Below are 18,899 nucleotides of genomic sequence, written 5' to 3' on the forward strand. Positions count from 1 at the left end.
AATATCTTGCGTTTATTTTATTAAGTTTACTGTTCTGCTTCCGGTATCTACCTGCACCGTAAAGCATCTTTCATTATTAGCTTTAAGTTCTTCATTATAGATGGTAACTTCATAAATATTATCCTTCAACATTCTTACCATTTTGTTTACATTATCAATTTTTATACAATATTTGTCCAATTGTTTCCGGAACATGCGGCTGGTGATCAGAATATCCATAATTGTTGCACTCGTTAACGGAAAATTCCTGATATCTTTATCGTATCTTTCTTTCCAGTTTTTTCCATATTCCTGTTCAAGTACAGCATAGGTTGCCTCGTTCATTGTGTTGACACTGTCAACTAATTTCTGATCAACCATACATTCCGCAACTGCATCATATTTTATTTTCCAGTAATCTGCAATTGCAACTCTGGCTTTGGTAGCATCTGTATCAGGATATCCGTAACCCAGAATTCTGTAATATCCTTTGCTGTCCTTTAATGCTTGCTTTCTGCAAGAGGTGAATAAAATGCACAGAAAAAAACAAATGAGCCACCTGTACATGATTATTTTCTATAGAGTGCAATATATTTTTCTGCCGATTTTTCCCAGGCAAAATCAAAGCTCATATTGGCATGGATCAGGCTGTTCATCATCTCTTTGCGGCTGTAGATGCTTAAAGCTCTTTCCATAGCATGAACAATGTCATCTACTCCGGCATAACTAAAATTAAGGCCTGCCCCTCCCGTTGAAACATCCTGTACCGTATCCTTGAGCCCACCGGTATAGCGGACCACCGGAACCGTTCCATACCTCATGGAATACATCTGGTTCAGTCCGCAAGGCTCTACCCTGGATGGCATCAGGAGAAAGTCGGCAGATGCATAAATTTTATGGGACAGATACTCCTTATATCCCAGGTCCACCGCAAAATTGGAATAGATATAATCAAATTCTTTTAGTTTGTTCTCAATCGCTGCATTGCCGGATCCGAGAATCATAATATTCAGTGCCCCGCTTGTCTGCGTGATGCTTCTCCAGACCATGTCCGGCAGAAGGTCAGCTCCTTTTTCAGTGGCAAACCTTCCGATAAAAGCAAAAAGCGGAAGCTCAGGCCGCAAGCCGTATTCCTTGCAGAGTTTTTCCTTATTTCTTTTTTTCTGTTCTACAGCATTACGGATATTGAAGTTATAGTCCAGCATCGGATCCGTCTCAGGATTCCATACTTCCGTATCAATGCCATTGATAATGCCGTAAGCTTTTCCATATTCATTACGGATCAGATGTTCCAGTCCGTGGAAACTTACATACAGTTCCTCAAGATATCCCTGTGAAACCGTTGTAAAGGAATGGGAACATTTGATCATGCATGCCAGCGGATTGATCAGCCCGTTCCAGTCCAGAAGCCCCCATTGATAGGAATCGAATCCCGGCATATATTTCGCCATTTCCCAGCTCATCATCCCCTGGTATTCCCCGTTATGGATCGTCGCAATGGTTTTCACCCCCCGCAGGAATCCGAATTCCGGGCAGTGCTCAATCATGAAAGGCACCAATCCTGTATGATAGTCATGGCAGTGCAGTACATCCGGACGGATCTGCATGGCGCTCAGCCAGTGCAGTACAGCATGCTGAAATGCAATAAACTGAAAGTTTTCATCCTGGTAACCGTACGGGTTATCCCTGTCCAGAAGACCGGGAACCTTTACCATATACAATTCAAATCCCAATACACTGGTTCTTTCCTTCATAACCAGGACTTGGAGCATAGTAGGTCCCTGATGGATGAAGCCGTCGAAAACAACATCAAATTCATGCTCATGAACGAATGGCTTATTGTACCATGGCATGACCACTTTTGCATCAATATTTTCGATCGTATTCTGATATTTCGGAAGCGCCCCTACCACATCCGCCAGTCCCCCGACTTTTGCTACCGGATAACACTCCGTACTGAGATGATAAATAACCATTGTACTTTTATCTTTTGTGTAATTTAATTCTTTTTTGTGCGTGTGCCTTCTCCTTTTTCTTCTTCAGCACGATCCCTGCAAGCGGAGATATCCTGATGCTGATGGATTTGGGATGATTCATCCAGTCTTCATCATCTTCCCGGAAAATCTCCGGATGTACGCCGCTTCCGGCATACTGTTCGTCATCGGAATTGAAAATCACCTTCCAGTGCGTTACCGCATCTACCCCGATCTTATAATCCATTACGTTTGGGGTAAGATTGAGTATGACCATGCAGACATCGTCCTTAAGCTTTCCTTTCCGCAGATAAACGTATACGGAGTTTTCCTGGTCATCGGCCTGTACCCATTCAAAACCGTCACTGCTGAACTGGTTTTCATACATCGCTTTTTCGGTTCTGTACAGTTGGTTCAGATCCTTAACCAATGCCTGCAATCCTTTGTGCACGCTGTATTGCAACAAATGCCAGTCCAAACTCTGCCGGAAATTCCACTCCCGCGTCTGCCCGAACTCATTTCCCATGAATAAAAGCTTTGCGCCCGGATGGGTAAACATATAAACGTAAAGTGCGCGGAGATTGGCAAACTTCTGCCACTCATCCCCTACCATCTTGTAAATCAGGCTGGATTTCCCGTGTACCACTTCATCGTGCGACAAAGGCATCATGTAGTTCTCATTAAACATGTACATGGAGGCAAATGTCAGCTTATGATGAAAAAATTTTCTGTCTGAAGGATATTCTTTAAAATAATCCAGCGTATCATGCATCCATCCCATCATCCATTTCATGCCGAAGCCTACTCCGCCAGAATGAACCGGCTTGGTGAGCATCGGGAAATCTGAGCTTTCCTCGGCAATGGTCATGATGCTGTTACCAAACTCGCCGTAAACGGCTGTATTGAATTCCTGAAGGAAAGTTTTGGCTTCGAGGTTGACGTTTTCGCCATAAATATTAGGCTCCCATTCCCCCTCGTTTCTCGAATAATCAAGGTGAAGCATGGAAGTTACCGCATCCACCCGCAGTCCGTCTGCATGATACCGGTCCAGCCAGAACATCGCGTTTGAAATCAGGAAAGATTTCACTTCATTTCTTCCATAATTGAAAATATAGGATTTCCAGTCGGGATGAAAGCCTTTCCTGGGATCTTCATGTTCATACAGGAAAGAACCGTCAAAACGGTACAGGCCGTTGGCATCACCGGGAAAATGGGACGGTACCCAGTCCAGGATCACACCGATATTGTTTTTGTGGAGCTGATCAATCAGGAACATCAGGTCCTGCGGAGAACCGAAACGTGATGTCGCTGCATAAAATCCGGTAATCTGGTAGCCCCAGCTCGGATCATACGGATACTCCATCAAAGGCATGAATTCTACATGGGTGAATCCCATTTCAAGGATATAGGGAACCAGTCTTTCGGCAATATCCCTGTAATTCAGCACCCGTTCAGGATCATTCTCATTCTTCATCCAGGAAGCCAGATGCATCTCGTAGACGGAAATAGGAGCGGTAATGCTGTTTTTTTTCCATCGCTCAGACAACCACTTCTCATCCTCCCATTCATACCACGTTGTAGAGACCAGTGAAGCAGCCTGGAGATTCTGCTCCCAGCTCAGCGCATACGGGTCGCTTTTTTCCAGGATTTCACCGTGTGCGGTTTCTATGGCATATTTGTATAAAGTCCCCCAAGTAAGTCCGGCAATAAACCCTTCCCAGATTCCTGAGCCGTCCCATCGGGGAAACAGGATATGCTCCCGGTGGTTCCAGCCATTAAAATTGCCGATTACCGAAACCTTTGCGGCATTGGGTGCCCAGACAGAGAAATAAACACCCTGTATCCCTTTATTTTCTACGGAATGTGCCCCGAATTTATCATACAGCTTGTAATGCTTACCTTCTTTAAAAAGGTAAATATCATGTTCCGTAAAAAGACTGTGTATTGTCACCGAATCCATCAGTTGTGATCTAGTTATTATATATTTTCATTGAAAATACGAAAAATATCATTATCGACTGTTAACTCTCAATGAATATTTGCCGCATTGATTTTATGCTTCAAAAGCTCATCAAATATATCATTTTTTCTTTGAGAGATTTGTGACTCGGGATACCCTTCTTTCTAAAGATTTTTCATAGATTTAACGGTTAAATTTTATGAAACGCTCATGATGAGGTTTGAATTGCATACCGGCAAAACAGATGAAAGGCCGGTTTACATCACCGGAAATTTCAACGGCTGGAACCCCCGTGACGAGCGGTGCAGGATGAAGCCGCTGGATTCAGGCATCTACTGTATTGAAAAAGACCCGGAAGCTTTACCGGAATATATAGAATATAAGTTTACCCGCGGCGGATGGGAGAATGTTGAACTGGATAAAAACGGCAATATCACCCCAAACCGCAGAATCCCGAAATCAGCAGGGAAAACTTCCGATACGGTGGACAACTGGAGGCTTAACTGGGGACCGTTTAAGAAAGAATATTTCCCTGTAGCAGAAGTAGTTTCAGAGCAATTTTATATCCCTCAACTGGACCGCTACCGTAAAGTATGGGCACTCCTGCCCCATGACTATTATACTTCTGAAAAAAAATATCCTGTACTGTACCTGCAGGATGCCCAGAACCTGTTTAATGAAGGAAGCGAATACGGAAACTGGGAAATCGATAAAAAACTATCCGTACTGGCTGAATATGGCCGAGGCGATCTTATTGTCATTGCTGTGGACCACGGAAGCAAGGACCGTATCAAGGAATATATCTTCGATAATGACCATGTTTCCAACGGTTCAGAAGGCAAAAAATACATCCGTTTCATTACCGATACGTTAAAACCTCATATTGACCAGCACTACCGCACACTGAAGGACCGGGACAATACGGGGATCGGCGGAAGCTCGCTAGGTGCGCTCATCAGCATTTACAGTGGTTTCCTCTATCCTGAAGTCTATTCAAAACTGCTCATCTTCTCACCCTCTTTGTGGGTAGAACCGAATAATAATTTCCCCATGATGAATTTCCGGGTACCGTTCAAAACTAAAATTTACCTCTATGGCGGTGGCCATGAAGGATCTAAAATGGTCCGCAGGATCCAGATGTTTGAAGAATCCCTGAAGAAATGGGAAGACCATAATCTGTTTGATTTTGAATTCCGAACCAGCATTAATCCTGAGGGAACCCACAGCGAGTTTTACTGGTCCAGGGAATTTCCCAGAGCTATAGAATGGCTGTTTTACGATAACAGTGAAAATCCAGCCGAAGTTCCGCCCCAACAACAAAGCGCAAAAAAACAATCCAATGAAACTGATCAATAAAAAAAACAGGAATTATACCCAGGTCTTTCATCTTTTTACCGAAGAGGAATGGACAAAGATCAACAAAAATTTTAACCCGGGCATTTCTACATTCTTCAGCGGAAAAAAATATGAGGTCTTCATCCATGTCCATGAGGAAGGCACCGCTTATTTTATCGGGCTCGGAAAAGCAGATCTCCGTAATTTTGAGATTCAGCAGGTTGCTGTAAAATTTTCCCAGACCCAAAAAGCGACCCTGAAGGCTGTTCCAACATTACTTCTGGCCGATTTCCTGAGTGAAAAGCAGTTCGAAGAGTGGATCAAAGGCCTGCTTACCGGAACGTACGAATACCCTTTTGAGAAGAAACATACAGTCTGGGATCCTGCATTTGAAATTCATTCCCAGAACATCAGCCAGAAAAAACTGGATCTCATTACACAGCGTGCCCATGCTTTATGCAACGGCCAGACTGCCTGCCAGGAATGGCTGAATAAACCTGCAAACCTTAAAAAACCCGATGTATTCGGTGCTTATCTTAAAAATACAGCGAAAAAATACGGTTTTAAGTACACCGCTTTCAACCGGAAAAAATGTGAGGAACTCGGATTAGGCGCCTATCTATCCGTCAATCAGGGAAGCGCTTACGATGCCGCCTTTACCATCCTGGAGTACAGAACCCAGATTAAAAACGCAAAGACTTTCGGCCTGGTCGGAAAGTGCGTACTTTTTGATACCGGAGGAGTCTCCCTGAAAAATCCGGATAATATGCATTATATGAAATCCGATATGGGAGGAGCAACAGCTGTTTTGGGAACCCTCATTTATGCCGCCGAAATGGAGTTGCCGGTGAATATTATTGCGATACTTCCCGTAACAGACAATGCCATATCCGAGAAAGCTTTCCTTCCCAGTGATGTCATCACAGCTTACAACGGGAAAACGATTGAGGTGCTTAATACGGATGCCGAAGGCAGAATGATCCTTGCAGACAGCCTGTCTTACCTTGCCAAGAACTACACAACTGATCTTCTGATCGACCTTGCCACCCTGACCGGAAGCTCGGTAAGGATGTTCGGAGATACGTGCGGTGCGTTATTTTCCAATGATGAGTCCCTTAAAAACCTGTTGCTGAAAAGCGGAGAAGCCACTCACCAGCGATTGTGGAACCTTCCTTTGTGGGACATCTGGAACGAGGATATCCGGTCTGATGTGGCAGATATCAAAAATATCTCTATGAAGCCTGTCGGCGACTGTATTATTGCAGCTAAGTTCCTGCAGAACTTCATCGAAGGCCATCCGAAATGGGCCCATCTTGATATTGCCGGAGTTGCGTTCGGAAACGTGGGCTATGCCAAAGAGAAAGGAGCAACCGGATTCGGTGTACAGCTGCTGATCGATTTAATTGAAAATTATCATTAAAAATTAGCGTATTAAGAAAATTCTCTGTATCATTGATATGGATTTTCAGATCATTATGTTCCCGTAAGTTTTGTTGTAGAATATATACTGATGACAGGCTTTCATTTCTGAAAATTCACCAAATATCAAAAAACATGGTATGAAGGAGAAAATCATTGTGTGCATTTCCTGCTATTACAAGGGTTACGATTTCATGGATGAAATGCAGAAACTCGGTAACAGGGTTATCCTGATCACTTCAGAAAACCTGAGGGACAAGCACTGGCCATGGCATGCCATTGAAGAAACCTTCTACATGCCTGAGTCAAAACCATCTGTCTGGAACCTCGATCATCTTGTACAGGGGTTTTCTTACCTCATGCAGACCAGAAAGGTGGATGCTGTAGTGGCTCTTGACGATTATGATGTGGAAAAAGCCGCACTCATCCGCGAAACCTTCCGTATTCCCGGAATGGGACAGACTACCCACCGGTATTTCAGGGATAAACTGGCGATGAGGCAGAAAGCTGATCAATCCACGATCAATGTTCCGGAATTCACTGCTGTCTTTAACAATGATGAGATCCATCATTTTACGCAGGAAGTATCGGCTCCATGGGTATTGAAGCCCCGTTCCGAGGCTTCTGCTTCAGGAATCAGGAAGATCAATTCTGAATATGAGCTCTGGGAAGCCCTGAATGCTCTCGGTGACGAACGCCATCTTTTTTTACTGGAAAGCTTCAAGCCGGGTGATGTCTACCATGTAGACAGCCTTACTTTTAATAACGATACCATTTTCACTTCCGCATCTCAATATCTTGCCCCTCCAATGCAGGTTTCCCATGAAGGCGGCGTCTTCATGACCAAAACCCTGGGAACGGATTCAGATGAATTCATGGAACTCAGCGATCTGAACAGCCAGCTGCTTACAGCTTTCGGCCTCAAAAACGGTGCTACCCATACGGAGTTCATCAAAGGGAAAGATGATAGGAAATGGTATTTCCTGGAAACCTCATCAAGAGTGGGAGGAGCCCATATCCCGGACCTCGTGGAGGCGGCCACTCATATCAATATCTGGCGCGAATGGGCCAGGATTGAAGATGCACTGCTGAAAAATAAAGAATACAAAATAGCTGATCCGGAAGGATATTATGCAGGACTGATCATAGCACTCATCAAAGATCAGAGTCCGGATTACCGCGATTTTGAATCTGAAGAAGCCATAAAATTCCTTCCGATCGATTATCACATCGGAATTGTATTCCGGTCGGATGATCCGGACGTCATTCAGGAAAAGCTGGACGATGCTGCCGTTACAATACAAGAGGAAATGCTGAGTATCCTCCCTCCGAAAACCAAGCCGACCAGTTAAATCAAGTTTACCTTTTATCCGTTTACCATGCCTCATATAGAACATTCTGATTATTACTCGAATATTTTAGGCCTTCATATCCCGGTAGAAATTACAGGGCATTACGGCTATCCTGTCATTATGTTTCCTACTTCACAGGGATCCTATACACAGAATAATGATTTCCACCTTAACGGAAGCGTCAGATGGCTTGTCGAGCAGGGGAAAATTAAGCTGTACAACCTCCAGACTATAGACAGCCGCAGCTTTTATGACGACGGTATTCCTCCACAGGAAAGGATCAGAAATTATGAACGGTATGTTCAGTTCCTGGTTCAGGAGTTTGTGCCCTATATACAGAAGCTCCATCAAACCCACCGTGTAGCGGTGGCCGGAGCAAGTTTCGGAGGCTATCACGCAGCGAATTTAGCCTTCAGGTTTCCGGATCTGGTGTCCCATCTGATCTGCCTTTCGGGTGCTTTCAGCATCAGGAATTTTATGGATGGTTATTCGGATGACCTTGTGTATTTCAACTGTCCCAATGAATTCGTAAAAAATGACGAAGCGTGGAAGTACAGGCATATGCATATTGTACTGAGCACTTCCGATCAGGATATATGCAGGGATAAAAACATCGACCTGGCAGAACTCCTGAGAGCCAAAGGCATTGATTTCTGGTATGACGAGCGGAAATGGATCAACCACGACTGGCCGCTTTGGAGAATGGTGTTCCCCATGTTTATGGGCCGTTTTTTCTCCTGATGAAGCTTATCCAAATATTAATATAAAAAACAACAATTATGGCAAAAAAGGTGGGTATACTGTTCGGTATGGAAGATACTTTTCCATGGGCATTCATTGACCGGGTGAATCAATTGGGAAAGGGAGAAATCACTGCTGAACCTGTAATGATTGATCAACTTGAACAGGGTGCTGATTACGGCTATGCCGTTATCATTGACCGGATTTCACACGACGTTCCGTTCTACAGGGCATACCTTAAGAATGCGGCATTAAACGGAACATATGTCATCAACAATCCGTTCTGGTGGAGTGCAGACGAAAAATTTTTCAATAATGCTCTGATGACCAAGCTCGGAATCCCTTTGCCCAAGACCGTATTGCTGCCGTCCTTTGAAAGGCCTTCCAATACCTCGGAAACTTCATTCAGGAACCTGAAGTATCCTCACAACTGGGAATATATTTTTGATTACATCGGATTTCCGGCATACATGAAGCCCCATGACGGAGGCGGATGGCGGAATGTCTACCGCGTGGAAAGCCCGGAGGACCTTTGGAACAAACTTTCTGAAACGGAACAGCTGGTGATGATGGTCCAGGAGGAGATTGTTTTCACCGATTATTACCGGGTATATTGCCTCGGCAGGAAACATGTGCATATTATGCCTTATGAACCCCGAAATCCTTCGCACCTAAGATATGTTACCACGCATCAGACCCAGGGCAAGGAACTGGAAAAACTGCTGAAAACCATCCATGATTATACGATCCTCATGAACGAAGCTTTAGGCTACGATTTCAATACCGTAGAATTTGCCGTGCGGGACGGTATTCCTTATGCCATCGATTTCTGTAATCCTGCCCCGGACGCCGACAGAAATTCCGTAGGAGAAGAGAATTTTGAATGGATTGTGGAACATGCGGCCCAATTCGCTATAGAAAAGGCAAAGGACTATGTTCCGGGAGAAGCCCATATCAGCTGGGGAACTTTCGTGCAGGACTCCATGGAAAAATAAGACTATGAAACACAAATAAATATGAAAAACGTATGCAGCATCAGTTTACCATAGGCATAGAGGAAGAATACCAGATCATTGATGTGGAAAGCCGGGATCTTATTTCCCATGTTTCCAAGATCATTGAAGGCGGAAAGGCGATCCTCAGTGAGAACTTAAAGCACGAGATGCACGAATCCATGATTGAAATGGAAACGGGCATCTGCCGGAATATCCAGGAAGCCAGGACGGAGCTCACCAACCTCCGGAGACATCTGATACAGATTGCCCGTGAACAGGGACTTCGGGTTTCCGGAGGCGGGACCCATCCTTTCTCGCACTGGTCCGCCAATACCATCACCCAGGGAGAGCGGTATACCAAAATTGTGGATGATATGGGAGATGTGGCGCGTGAAAATCTTATTTTCGGGCTGCATGTTCACATCGGGATCCCCAACCGGGAAGAAGGCGTCCGGATACAGAATGTCATGCGGTATTTCCTTCCGCATGTGTATGCGCTGTCTACCAATTCGCCGTTCTGGATCGGAAGGTACACCGGCTTTAAATCCTACCGGCAGGAAATTTTCGTAAAATTCCCGCGTACCGGGATACCGAGTTATTTCAATTCCCTTGCAGAGTTCGACAGTTATGTGGATCTGCTGATCAAGACAGGGACCATCGACAATGCCAAAAAAATCTGGTGGGACCTTCGGGTCCATCCCTTCTATCCTACCATAGAATTCAGGATCTGTGACATGCCGATGAGGATTGACGAAACCGTTTGCCTTGCCGCCATTATGCAGAGCCTGGTTGCTAAGATTTATAAGCTTCACCAGCAGAACCTGAGCTTCAGGAGCTACAGGAGACTCCTGCTGAACGAAAATAAATGGAGGGCTTCCAAAAGCGGGATTGAAGCGCACCTGATTGATTTCGGGAAAGAGGAATCCGTTCCTTATCCGGTTCTGCTTAAAGAATTGCTTGAGTTTATTGATGATGTGGTGGATGAGCTGGGATGCCGCTCAGAGGTGGAATATGCCTGGAAGATCCTTGAACACGGAACGGGAGCCGACCGTCAGCTGAGCATTTACAGGGAAACGGGAGACCTTACGAAAGTGGTTGACTATATGATCTCTGAGACCGAGTATGGCATCACACACGGAATCCCTGCTCCATAATATTTAATACCTTTGAAGAAATAAGAACCAGCATGACCGATATCCGCATTGCCTTGCTCGATATGAATAACAACCATGTCAATCAGGGATTCAAGAATATCCTCGAGATTTCAGAGGCATTCCGCCAGCATTCCGAAGAAAATATAAGCATTGAAACATTTGACGTCCGGTACAAAAATGAAATGCCGGATCCTGATGCATTTGATATTTTTATCTCTTCAGGTGGACCGGGTGATCCGCACCGGGAAGGCCTGGAATGGGAAAACCGGTTTGCAGGTTTACTGGATTCTGTTTTTAACCATAACCGGAATCATTCTTCCAAAAAATACCTTTTCCTGATCTGCCACTCCTTTCAGCTGGCAGCCATCCACTGGGAACTGGGGAATATCAGCAAAAGGAAATCGTACTCGTTTGGCATTATGCCAGTGCACAAAACAGAAGATGGTGAAGATGAATTTTTATTCAGGAACCTGCCGGACCCGTTTTTTGCGGTGGATTCCAGGGCTTACCAGTTTATTGAACCGGATTATCACCGCTTTGAAGAGTTGGGTATGAGCATCGTGGCCATTGAAAAATTCCGCCCCTATATTGATTTAGAAAGAGCGGTTATGGCAGTTCGTTTCTCAGATGAAATTTTCGGCACCCAGTTTCATCCTGAAGCCAATCCCGAGGGGATGCTTGAAAACCTGAAGGTTGAGAAAAATAAGAATGCCATGATTGAAAATTTCGGGATTGAAAAATACCTGGAAACGCTGGACAGAATGGATGATGAAGACAAAATCAAGCTGACCCAGGCTCAGATCCTTCCCCGTTTCCTTCAGTCGGCAATTCAAAACATTATGAAAAAGGCCGCCACAGAATGAAATTCCAGCTATTCTATGACCGATAATAAAACACAAATTCTGATCTAAACACTTCAATATATGATCCCAGAATACAGAGAACAGTTCAACCGGGAATTTTCACAGGAAAAATATACATCCCTTAAAAATATCCTGAAGGAAAAAAGCGGCATAGAGCCCGCATTCAGGATTTCGGAAAGTCCGGTGTTTCTTTCCCACACCTTAAAGCTTCAGCTTATTGAAGCTGCTGAGAGCATTATTGACCAGATCAAAGCTATTCCTCCTGAAACATTGGATAAGGCGGTTCCTGACCGGTATACTATTCCCAATGATACACAACAGCCTCATTTTTTCACCATCGACTTCGGAATCTGTGCTGATGAAAATGGTAATATCCTGCCTCAGCTGATCGAACTTCAGGCCTTCCCGTCCCTGTATGCCTTTCAGAAAGTATATGAAGATGCCTTCTGTGAAACCTACCCTTTTCTTTCAGGAATAAAGAATACCATGACAGAGGAGATTTATATCGATCATCTGAAAAAAATCATCCTTGGAGATGAATCTCCCGAACATGTCGTCCTTCTTGAGATCTTCCCTGAACAGCAAAAGACAGCTATTGATTTCCTATGCACTGAAAAGATGCTCGGCATTGAGACCGTATGCCTTACCAAAATCAAAAAACAGGGCAGGAAATTGTATTATGACTATAACAGCAAACAGACCGAAATAAAGAGAATCTATAACCGCGTCATCTTTGATGAACTGGAACAGATCACTGACCTTAACCCGGGATTTGATTTCCGTGAGGACCTCGATGTGCACTGGGTGACTCATCCTAACTGGTTTTTTAAGATTTCAAAATTCATCCTGCCGTTTTTAAAGCATCCGCTCGTTCCGAAAAGTTATTTTCTTCACGAGTTTCCGGATCATGAGGATCTCGGCAATTTTGTATTGAAACCCCTGTTTTCCTTTGCAGGGTCCGGTGTAAACCTTCATCCTGTCCCTGCTGTTGTAGAAGCCATACCGGATAAAGAAAATTACATCCTGCAGAGAAAAGTGCAGTATGAGCCGGCATTTAAGGATATCAACGGTGATCATTCCAAAGCGGAAATCCGTCTGCTTTATGTATGGCATGAAGATCAGGAGCGGCCTGTCCTGCTCAATAATCTGGTAAGGATGACCAAAGCGGATATGGTCAACGTAAGCTTTAATAAGAAAGATGCCATATGGATCGGAAGTTCGCATGCTTTTTTTACAAGAGAATAATCACCAGGTAATCCTATTGATCTATTAATTCCGGAAGTTTTCCGGCTAAGCTGTTATCACAATATCCTACTGGAATATTTTTCTTTGTCTTTATTTTTACAGCTTAATACACCATCTGTAAAATAATTCATTCTTATTTGATAAAATATCAGATGCTTTCTTTTCCGGAAAACAAAATATAGTATCTTTGGGAACAGACGAGATATCAATTTTAAATCATTGTACTTCATGAAGGAAAAATCTACTTTTCAAGAGTTTGAAAATACCTATCATCCGCATGCAAGGAGGAAATTATTGCCTGTGTGGATTAAAATTTTCATTTGGATCTTTATTATAATGGGGACCATAGCTGTGTTTTTACCTTTGACGGGGTTGTTTTCAAATGATACCAATCTGTCTATTTATGGTATTGAAAGCACACAAATCTACTCACCAGCCGGAATATTCATTATCAGCATCCTGGTTTTCAAAGGCATTGTTGCCTACGGCTTATGGTTTGAACAGGAATGGGCACCGAAAGCAGCAATTGCTGATGCAGGTTTAGGTATTGCCATATGCGTGATCATGATGCTTGTCATTCCTTTTACGGTAGATCATATCACTTTTACCATCAGGTTTGAACTGGTCCCGCTGTATTTTTATTTTAAGAAAATGAGACAGATCCAGAATATTTGGGAATCGGTTTAACAGGAAAAATGGGGAAGCAAAGCATTGCATCATTAAAATAAAAATTTCGGGCGTATTCAAAGAATCCGCCCGAAATTGTATGTTATCGTTTACAGTATTTTACCGTCTTCCAGCAATTCACGCGTCTGGTATTCCTGCACCAGTTCAATGGCATTGGAAATCACATCGCTCAGCGCAGTAATGAAGGTGCCTTCTTCTGCCATGCTCATGGCATGCTTCAATGCTTCAATCTCCTTCGGAATAATCTCATAGCTGACATCCCTTCCTGAAGACTGCATCCCTTCGATAATCAGCCCGTTGATCTCATCTTCCGTTCTTCCGCGGAGGTGTTTTTCATTTCTGATGATGATGTAATCGAACATCCTTCCTGCGATCTTTCCGCATTCACGGATATCGTTATCCCTTCTGTCGCCGACACCGGAAATAATTCCGATCTTCTTGGTGGATTCCACATTTTTCAGGTAATCTTCAATGGCTTCGTAACCGGCAGGATTATGGGCAAAATCGATCAGGACCTTAAAATTCTTGAACTTGAAAATATTAAGCCTTCCCGGGGTAAGCTGTGCGCTTGGAATAAAAGTCCTCAGGGAATTGGAAATATCTTCGATACCAAAACCATGCAGGTAACAGGCTAAACTGGCCGCGAGAACATTCTGGATCATAAACCTCGCCTTTCCTTCCATCGTGATCGGAAAATCTTTTGCTTTGCCTATCCTGATTTTCCAGTCCCCTTTTTTAATCGTAACAAAGCCTTCCTCGTACACGCAGGTAATTTTCCCTTCTTTGGCAAATTTCCTGATGTGGGAATTATCTTCATCCATACTGAAGATCGCAACCTGGCTGTCGATATCATGAAGGATTCTCATGGAATATTCATCATCGGCATTCATCACGCTCCAGCCATTCTTTTTAACACTGTCCAGCACCACCCTTTTTACCCTTGTCAGGTCTTTAAGGTTGTGGATGTCATTCATACCCAGGTGATCTTCCTTAATATTGGTCAGTACGCCGATGTCGCATTGCGAGAAGCCCAGTCCGGACCGTAAGATCCCGCCTCTGGCAGTTTCCAGGACGGCAAATTCTACGGTAGGATCCTTCAGGATAAATTCTGCGGAAACCGGCCCGGTGGTGTCCCCTTTGGTCAGCATCGTATTCTGGATGTAAATACCGTCGGAAGTAGTAAAGCCTACCCTGTGCCCGTTGCTTTTAACAATATGGGCAATAAGCCTTGTCGTGGTGGTTTTTCCGTTGGTTCCTGTTACGGCAATAATCGGAATGGTAAACGGTTTTCCCGGCGGATACAGCATATCGACAACCGGCGCCGCTACGTTTCTCGGCAGTCCTTCACTCGGAGCCAGGTGCATCCTGAATCCGGGTGCTGCATTGACTTCGATGATGGCACCACCGCTTTCCTTTAAAGGCTGGGTTAAGTTTTCAGCCATGATGTCGATACCGCATACATCCAGGCCGATAATTTTAGAAATCCTTTCCGCCATTGTAATATTTTCAGGATGTACCATATCGGTAACATCAATGGAAGTTCCTCCGGTAGAGAGATTGGCAGTGGATTTCAGATAAACCACTTCCCCTTTCTGAGGAATCGTTTCCATGGTATACTGAAGCTTAGAAAGCAGTTCGAGGGTATCTTTATCTACGGCAATATCCGTCAGGACATTTTCATGGCCGTACCCTCTTCTCGGGTCTGTATTTTCTTTATCAATAAGCTGCTGGATATTGTGCTCGCCGTCTCCCACAATATGGGCAGGAACCCTTCTGGCTGCAGCTACCATTTTATTGTTGATGACCAGGATCCTGAAATCATATCCTGTAATATATTTTTCGACAATGACTTTTTGAGAATATTTTTGGGCATGCTCTAATCCTATCAGGGCATTTTCCCAATCGGTAACGTTGATGGAAGCTCCTTTCCCGTGATTCCCGTTCAGTGGCTTAAGTACAATAGGATATCCTATTTTCCTGATCACCCTGTCCAGATCCTCTTCGTGCATAACGAGCTCTCCCATTGGTACCGGGATTGCCGCATCATGAAGCATTTTCTTGGTGAGTTCTTTATTGCAGGCGATATCTACGGCAATAGAGCTTGTTTTACCAGTGATGGTTGCCTGGAAACGCTGCTGGTTGACACCGTATCCCAATTGAACCAAAGAATTGTTACCCAGCCGGATCCATGGGATTTTCCTGGAAACCGCTTCCTGGACAATACTTCCTGTAGAGGGCCCCAAACGTTCCCTTTCACGGATTTCCTTAAGGGTCTTGATGCACTCATTCATGTCATATTCATGACCTTCAATCAGGGCTTCTGCAATCTTTACGGATTGCTCCGCCGCATAAATACCGGAATTTTCTTCGATATAATTAAATACGACATTATATACGCCGGGGGTTTTGGTCTCACGGGTACGTCCGAAACCGACTTCCATCCCTGCCAAGGTCTGGATTTCAAGAGCAATATGTTCAATCACATGCCCCATCCAGGTACCGGTCTCCACACGGTGGAAGAAACCACCTACCGTTCCTTCAGAACACCTGTGCGTAATAAGCGAAGGGATCAGTTTTTCGATCCTTTTCCTGAATCCGTCTATTTTATTGGTAGGAAAATTCTCCATTTCCTCAAGATCCAACCTCATCTGTATCAGCTTCTTTCTTCTGATACTCCAAATATTCGGGCCGCGCAGTGCCTGTATCTTCTCAATTTTCATATATAATACCCAAATTTTCCTAGTTAATTATACCTATAATATTACCAAAGATAATGCAAAACCCTCTAACAAAAACCATACTACAATGAAGTTTTTCAAAAAAAAGAGCAAAAATTATTAATAATTTAAAAATGTCTGAAATCAATTTGCTTCCCCTTATATTTCCCCACCTATGAATTATTTTTTAAATTTGTGCCATGATGAAACCCGTTGGAAAATTAATCGTTATCGGAGGCGCTGTAAACAAAGGGAGTTTTTCAGAAACCGATTTCGACCAGAATATTGAAAAAAACCTCAATTTTTTTGAAAGAGGCATCTTAAGGAAAATCATTAATGAATCCAAGCATAAGGAGAATTCCGTGATTGAGATCATTACTACGGCTTCCCAGATCCCCCAGATTGTAGGCTCCGAGTATAAAAAGGCATTTGAATTCTTAGGTGCCAAAAACGTTAATATCCTTGACATCCACAACCGGGAAGAAGCCAATTCGGATGCTATGGTGGCCAGAGCCAACGCAGCCGATGTGGTGATGTTTACCGGCGGTGACCAGCTGAGGCTGACCTCCATTCTGGGCGGAACCAGGTTTCACGATACCATCCTTTTAAAATACCAGGAACAGAATTTCATTTATTCGGGTACTTCTGCCGGTGCTGCCGCCGCTTCAGAAAATATGATTTACCAGGGAAGCAGTTCAGAAGCCCTGCTGAAAGGCGAGATCAAAACCACTCAGGGACTGGGATTAATTGATAATGTGATTATCGATACCCATTTTGTGCAGAGGGGAAGAATCGGCAGGTTATTCCAGGCGGTAGTCAATAATCCGAGAACGCTGGGAATCGGCCTGGGAGAAGATACAGGACTTTTCATCCATGATGATGTAATGACGGCGGTAGGTTCCGGACTGGTCATTATTGTAGACGGAAGGTTCATCAAAGATACCAACCTGACCAACATCAACCTCGGAGAGCCTATCTCCATTGACAACCTCACGGTACATGTGATGTCTATGAATGATCATTATGACCTGACTACCAGGACGCTGACCATAGAAAATTCGCAGTTCAATCCCATACCACAGGATAAATAGCGGTTACAACAAATTAGCGAAAAAGCATAAAAGCTGCATTAAAGTGCTGAAATGATTCAGCGCATTGTTTTTATCCGGCTAAATTTCTAATTTAACCTCCGAAATTATTCATCATTTATCCTTATCACCTATGAAAATTATTATTCACGGCGGTTTTTTTTCTGAAAGCGATCAGAGCACTGAGGTAAAAACAGCCAAACAGGATTCTTTACAGCGCATTGCGCGCGCGGCATTTGACTATTTACAATCTAATTCTGCATTCGATACGGTAGCTTATGCCGTTTCCCTGCTGGAAAATGATCCTTTATACAATGCCGGTACAGGCTCACAGATCCAGGGCGACGGTATTATCCGGATGAGTGCCGCGGTAATGGATGGGCAAACCCAGAAGCTGAGCGGTGTCATCAATATTCAGGATGTGAAAAACCCCGTTTTTGTAGCGAAATCACTGATGCAGGAAGATGACAGAGTACTGGGCGGCGAAGGGGCTAAAATATATGCTGCAACGCACGGATTTGAGGACTATTCCACGGAGATTCCTCAGAGAAGAAAAGAATACGAGGAAAAACTTAAAAGCGGAGGAAAAGGCACGGTAGGCTGCGTAGCTATTGATAAAAACGGCCATCTTGCAGCAGCTACATCTACCGGAGGAAAGGGCTTTGAAATCCCGGGAAGGATTTCAGATTCGGCTACCGTAGCCGGGAATTATGCCAATCCGTTCTGTGCCGTCAGTTGCACAGGTGTGGGAGAAGATATTGTAAGCAACGCGACTGCTGCAAAAATCGTAACCCGTGTTACAGACGGAATGGATCTTAAAACTGCTTTCGACCGGACTTTTGAAGAACTGAAGGCGGTGGATGGATTTGCAGGGGCCATTGCTATAGACCGAAATGGAAACGTCTATCATCAGGATTCTTATCCCACCATGGTATTTGCAAGTTTTGACGGAACAGAGTGTACGGTTTTCAGCTAAATTGAAATTTTAACATTTTTTTATATATCGCTTCAGTTTTTTGGCATGCATTTTACATGATAACTAGCAACAAATCTTAATATTAACTTTAAAAAGAAGAAATCATGGGAAATAAAACAAAAGGCTTATTAGCTTTAGTAGGTTTAGGTGCATTAGCGTATTGGAAATACAAAAAATCAACTCCGGAGGAGCAGCAAAAAGTGAAAGATAAAATCAACACTGCAAAAGATAATTTCAACAAGTGGGGAAATGATTTGAAAAGCAAAGCTAATGACGTAGCTTCCCAGGTTCAGAATAAAGCTAATGATGTAGCATCTCAGGTGCAGAATAAGGCTGAAGATGTAAAGTCTCAGGCAGAAAGTGCCATCAACTAACAGACTAGTTTTTTAACATTCATATATAAAAAAAGTCATCG

The 18,899-nt window shown here is 43.8% G+C and carries 16 protein-coding genes; 12 read left to right on the top strand and 4 right to left on the bottom strand.

Annotation, left to right across the window (positions count from 1 at the left end):
• Nucleotides 1-12: 12 nt before the first annotated feature.
• Genes CGB83_RS02790 through glgB form a run of 3 tightly spaced genes read right to left on the bottom strand, consistent with a single transcriptional unit; the run spans nt 13 to nt 3,912 of the window.
• Nucleotides 13-546, bottom strand: a complete 534-nt coding sequence (locus CGB83_RS02790) for a hypothetical protein (protein WP_100074418.1) — start codon at nt 544-546, stop codon at nt 13-15.
• Between the two features lie 2 nt (nt 547-548).
• The gene (locus CGB83_RS02795) at nt 549-1,955 is read right to left on the bottom strand and encodes a glycogen synthase (protein WP_100074419.1); all 1,407 of its coding nucleotides are present in this window, start codon (nt 1,953-1,955) and stop codon (nt 549-551) included.
• A 7-nt stretch (nt 1,956-1,962) separates the two neighbouring features.
• Nucleotides 1,963-3,912, bottom strand: a complete 1,950-nt coding sequence (glgB, locus tag CGB83_RS02800) for a 1,4-alpha-glucan branching protein GlgB (protein WP_172954673.1) — start codon at nt 3,910-3,912, stop codon at nt 1,963-1,965.
• Nucleotides 3,913-4,122: 210 nt separating this feature from the next.
• On the opposite strand from glgB, the gene CGB83_RS02805 reads away from it, so the two are divergent.
• From CGB83_RS02805 to CGB83_RS02845, 9 genes are all read left to right on the top strand, one after another.
• Nucleotides 4,123-5,268 (top strand): alpha/beta hydrolase-fold protein, encoded by a 1,146-nt coding sequence (locus CGB83_RS02805; protein WP_335621872.1) that lies wholly within the window; start codon nt 4,123-4,125, stop codon nt 5,266-5,268.
• Nucleotides 5,252-6,667, top strand: a complete 1,416-nt coding sequence (locus CGB83_RS02810; protein WP_100074421.1) for a leucyl aminopeptidase family protein — start codon at nt 5,252-5,254, stop codon at nt 6,665-6,667. The genes CGB83_RS02805 and CGB83_RS02810 overlap by 17 nt, the downstream gene beginning before the upstream one ends.
• Nucleotides 6,668-6,806: 139 nt before the next feature.
• Nucleotides 6,807-8,018 (top strand): ATP-grasp domain-containing protein, encoded by a 1,212-nt coding sequence (locus CGB83_RS02815; RefSeq protein WP_100074422.1) that lies wholly within the window; start codon nt 6,807-6,809, stop codon nt 8,016-8,018.
• 27 nt (nt 8,019-8,045) lie between these two features.
• Nucleotides 8,046-8,759, top strand: coding sequence for an alpha/beta fold hydrolase (locus tag CGB83_RS02820; protein WP_100074423.1), 714 nt, complete (start codon nt 8,046-8,048; stop codon nt 8,757-8,759).
• 38 nt (nt 8,760-8,797) lie between these two features.
• Nucleotides 8,798-9,754, top strand: a complete 957-nt coding sequence (locus CGB83_RS02825) for an ATP-grasp domain-containing protein (protein WP_100074424.1) — start codon at nt 8,798-8,800, stop codon at nt 9,752-9,754.
• Between the two features lie 32 nt (nt 9,755-9,786).
• A complete protein-coding gene (locus tag CGB83_RS02830; protein WP_100074425.1) occupies nt 9,787-10,908 on the top strand; it encodes a carboxylate-amine ligase in 1,122 nt (373 codons plus the stop codon).
• A gap of 32 nt (nt 10,909-10,940) precedes the next feature.
• Nucleotides 10,941-11,771, top strand: coding sequence for a type 1 glutamine amidotransferase (locus CGB83_RS02835; RefSeq protein WP_100074426.1), 831 nt, complete (start codon nt 10,941-10,943; stop codon nt 11,769-11,771).
• Between the two features lie 60 nt (nt 11,772-11,831).
• Nucleotides 11,832-13,016, top strand: coding sequence for a hypothetical protein (locus CGB83_RS02840; protein ID WP_100074427.1), 1,185 nt, complete (start codon nt 11,832-11,834; stop codon nt 13,014-13,016).
• Between the two features lie 228 nt (nt 13,017-13,244).
• Complete coding sequence (locus tag CGB83_RS02845; RefSeq protein ID WP_100074428.1) at nt 13,245-13,703, top strand: hypothetical protein; 459 nt, start codon at nt 13,245-13,247, stop codon at nt 13,701-13,703.
• Nucleotides 13,704-13,792: 89 nt separating this feature from the next.
• Here CGB83_RS02845 and cphA read toward each other — a convergent pair whose 3' ends face one another.
• Nucleotides 13,793-16,423: a cyanophycin synthetase gene (gene cphA, locus CGB83_RS02850; RefSeq protein ID WP_100074429.1), complete on the bottom strand. Its 2,631-nt coding sequence runs from the start codon at nt 16,421-16,423 to the stop codon at nt 13,793-13,795.
• Nucleotides 16,424-16,623: 200 nt separating this feature from the next.
• Here cphA and CGB83_RS02855 point away from each other — a divergent pair, with 200 nt between their 5' ends.
• From CGB83_RS02855 to CGB83_RS02865, 3 genes are all read left to right on the top strand, one after another.
• Nucleotides 16,624-17,511, top strand: a complete 888-nt coding sequence (locus CGB83_RS02855; protein WP_100077468.1) for a cyanophycinase — start codon at nt 16,624-16,626, stop codon at nt 17,509-17,511.
• Between the two features lie 130 nt (nt 17,512-17,641).
• On the top strand, nt 17,642-18,484 hold the full coding sequence (locus CGB83_RS02860) for an isoaspartyl peptidase/L-asparaginase (RefSeq protein ID WP_100074430.1): 843 nt from the start codon (nt 17,642-17,644) through the stop codon (nt 18,482-18,484).
• Nucleotides 18,485-18,588: 104 nt separating this feature from the next.
• A complete protein-coding gene (locus CGB83_RS02865; RefSeq protein WP_100074431.1) occupies nt 18,589-18,858 on the top strand; it encodes a YtxH domain-containing protein in 270 nt (89 codons plus the stop codon).
• The last annotated feature ends 41 nt before the right edge of the window (nt 18,859-18,899 follow it).

The sequence above is a fragment of the Chryseobacterium camelliae genome, from assembly GCF_002770595.1.
In the GTDB taxonomy this organism is placed as follows: domain Bacteria; phylum Bacteroidota; class Bacteroidia; order Flavobacteriales; family Weeksellaceae; genus Chryseobacterium; species Chryseobacterium camelliae.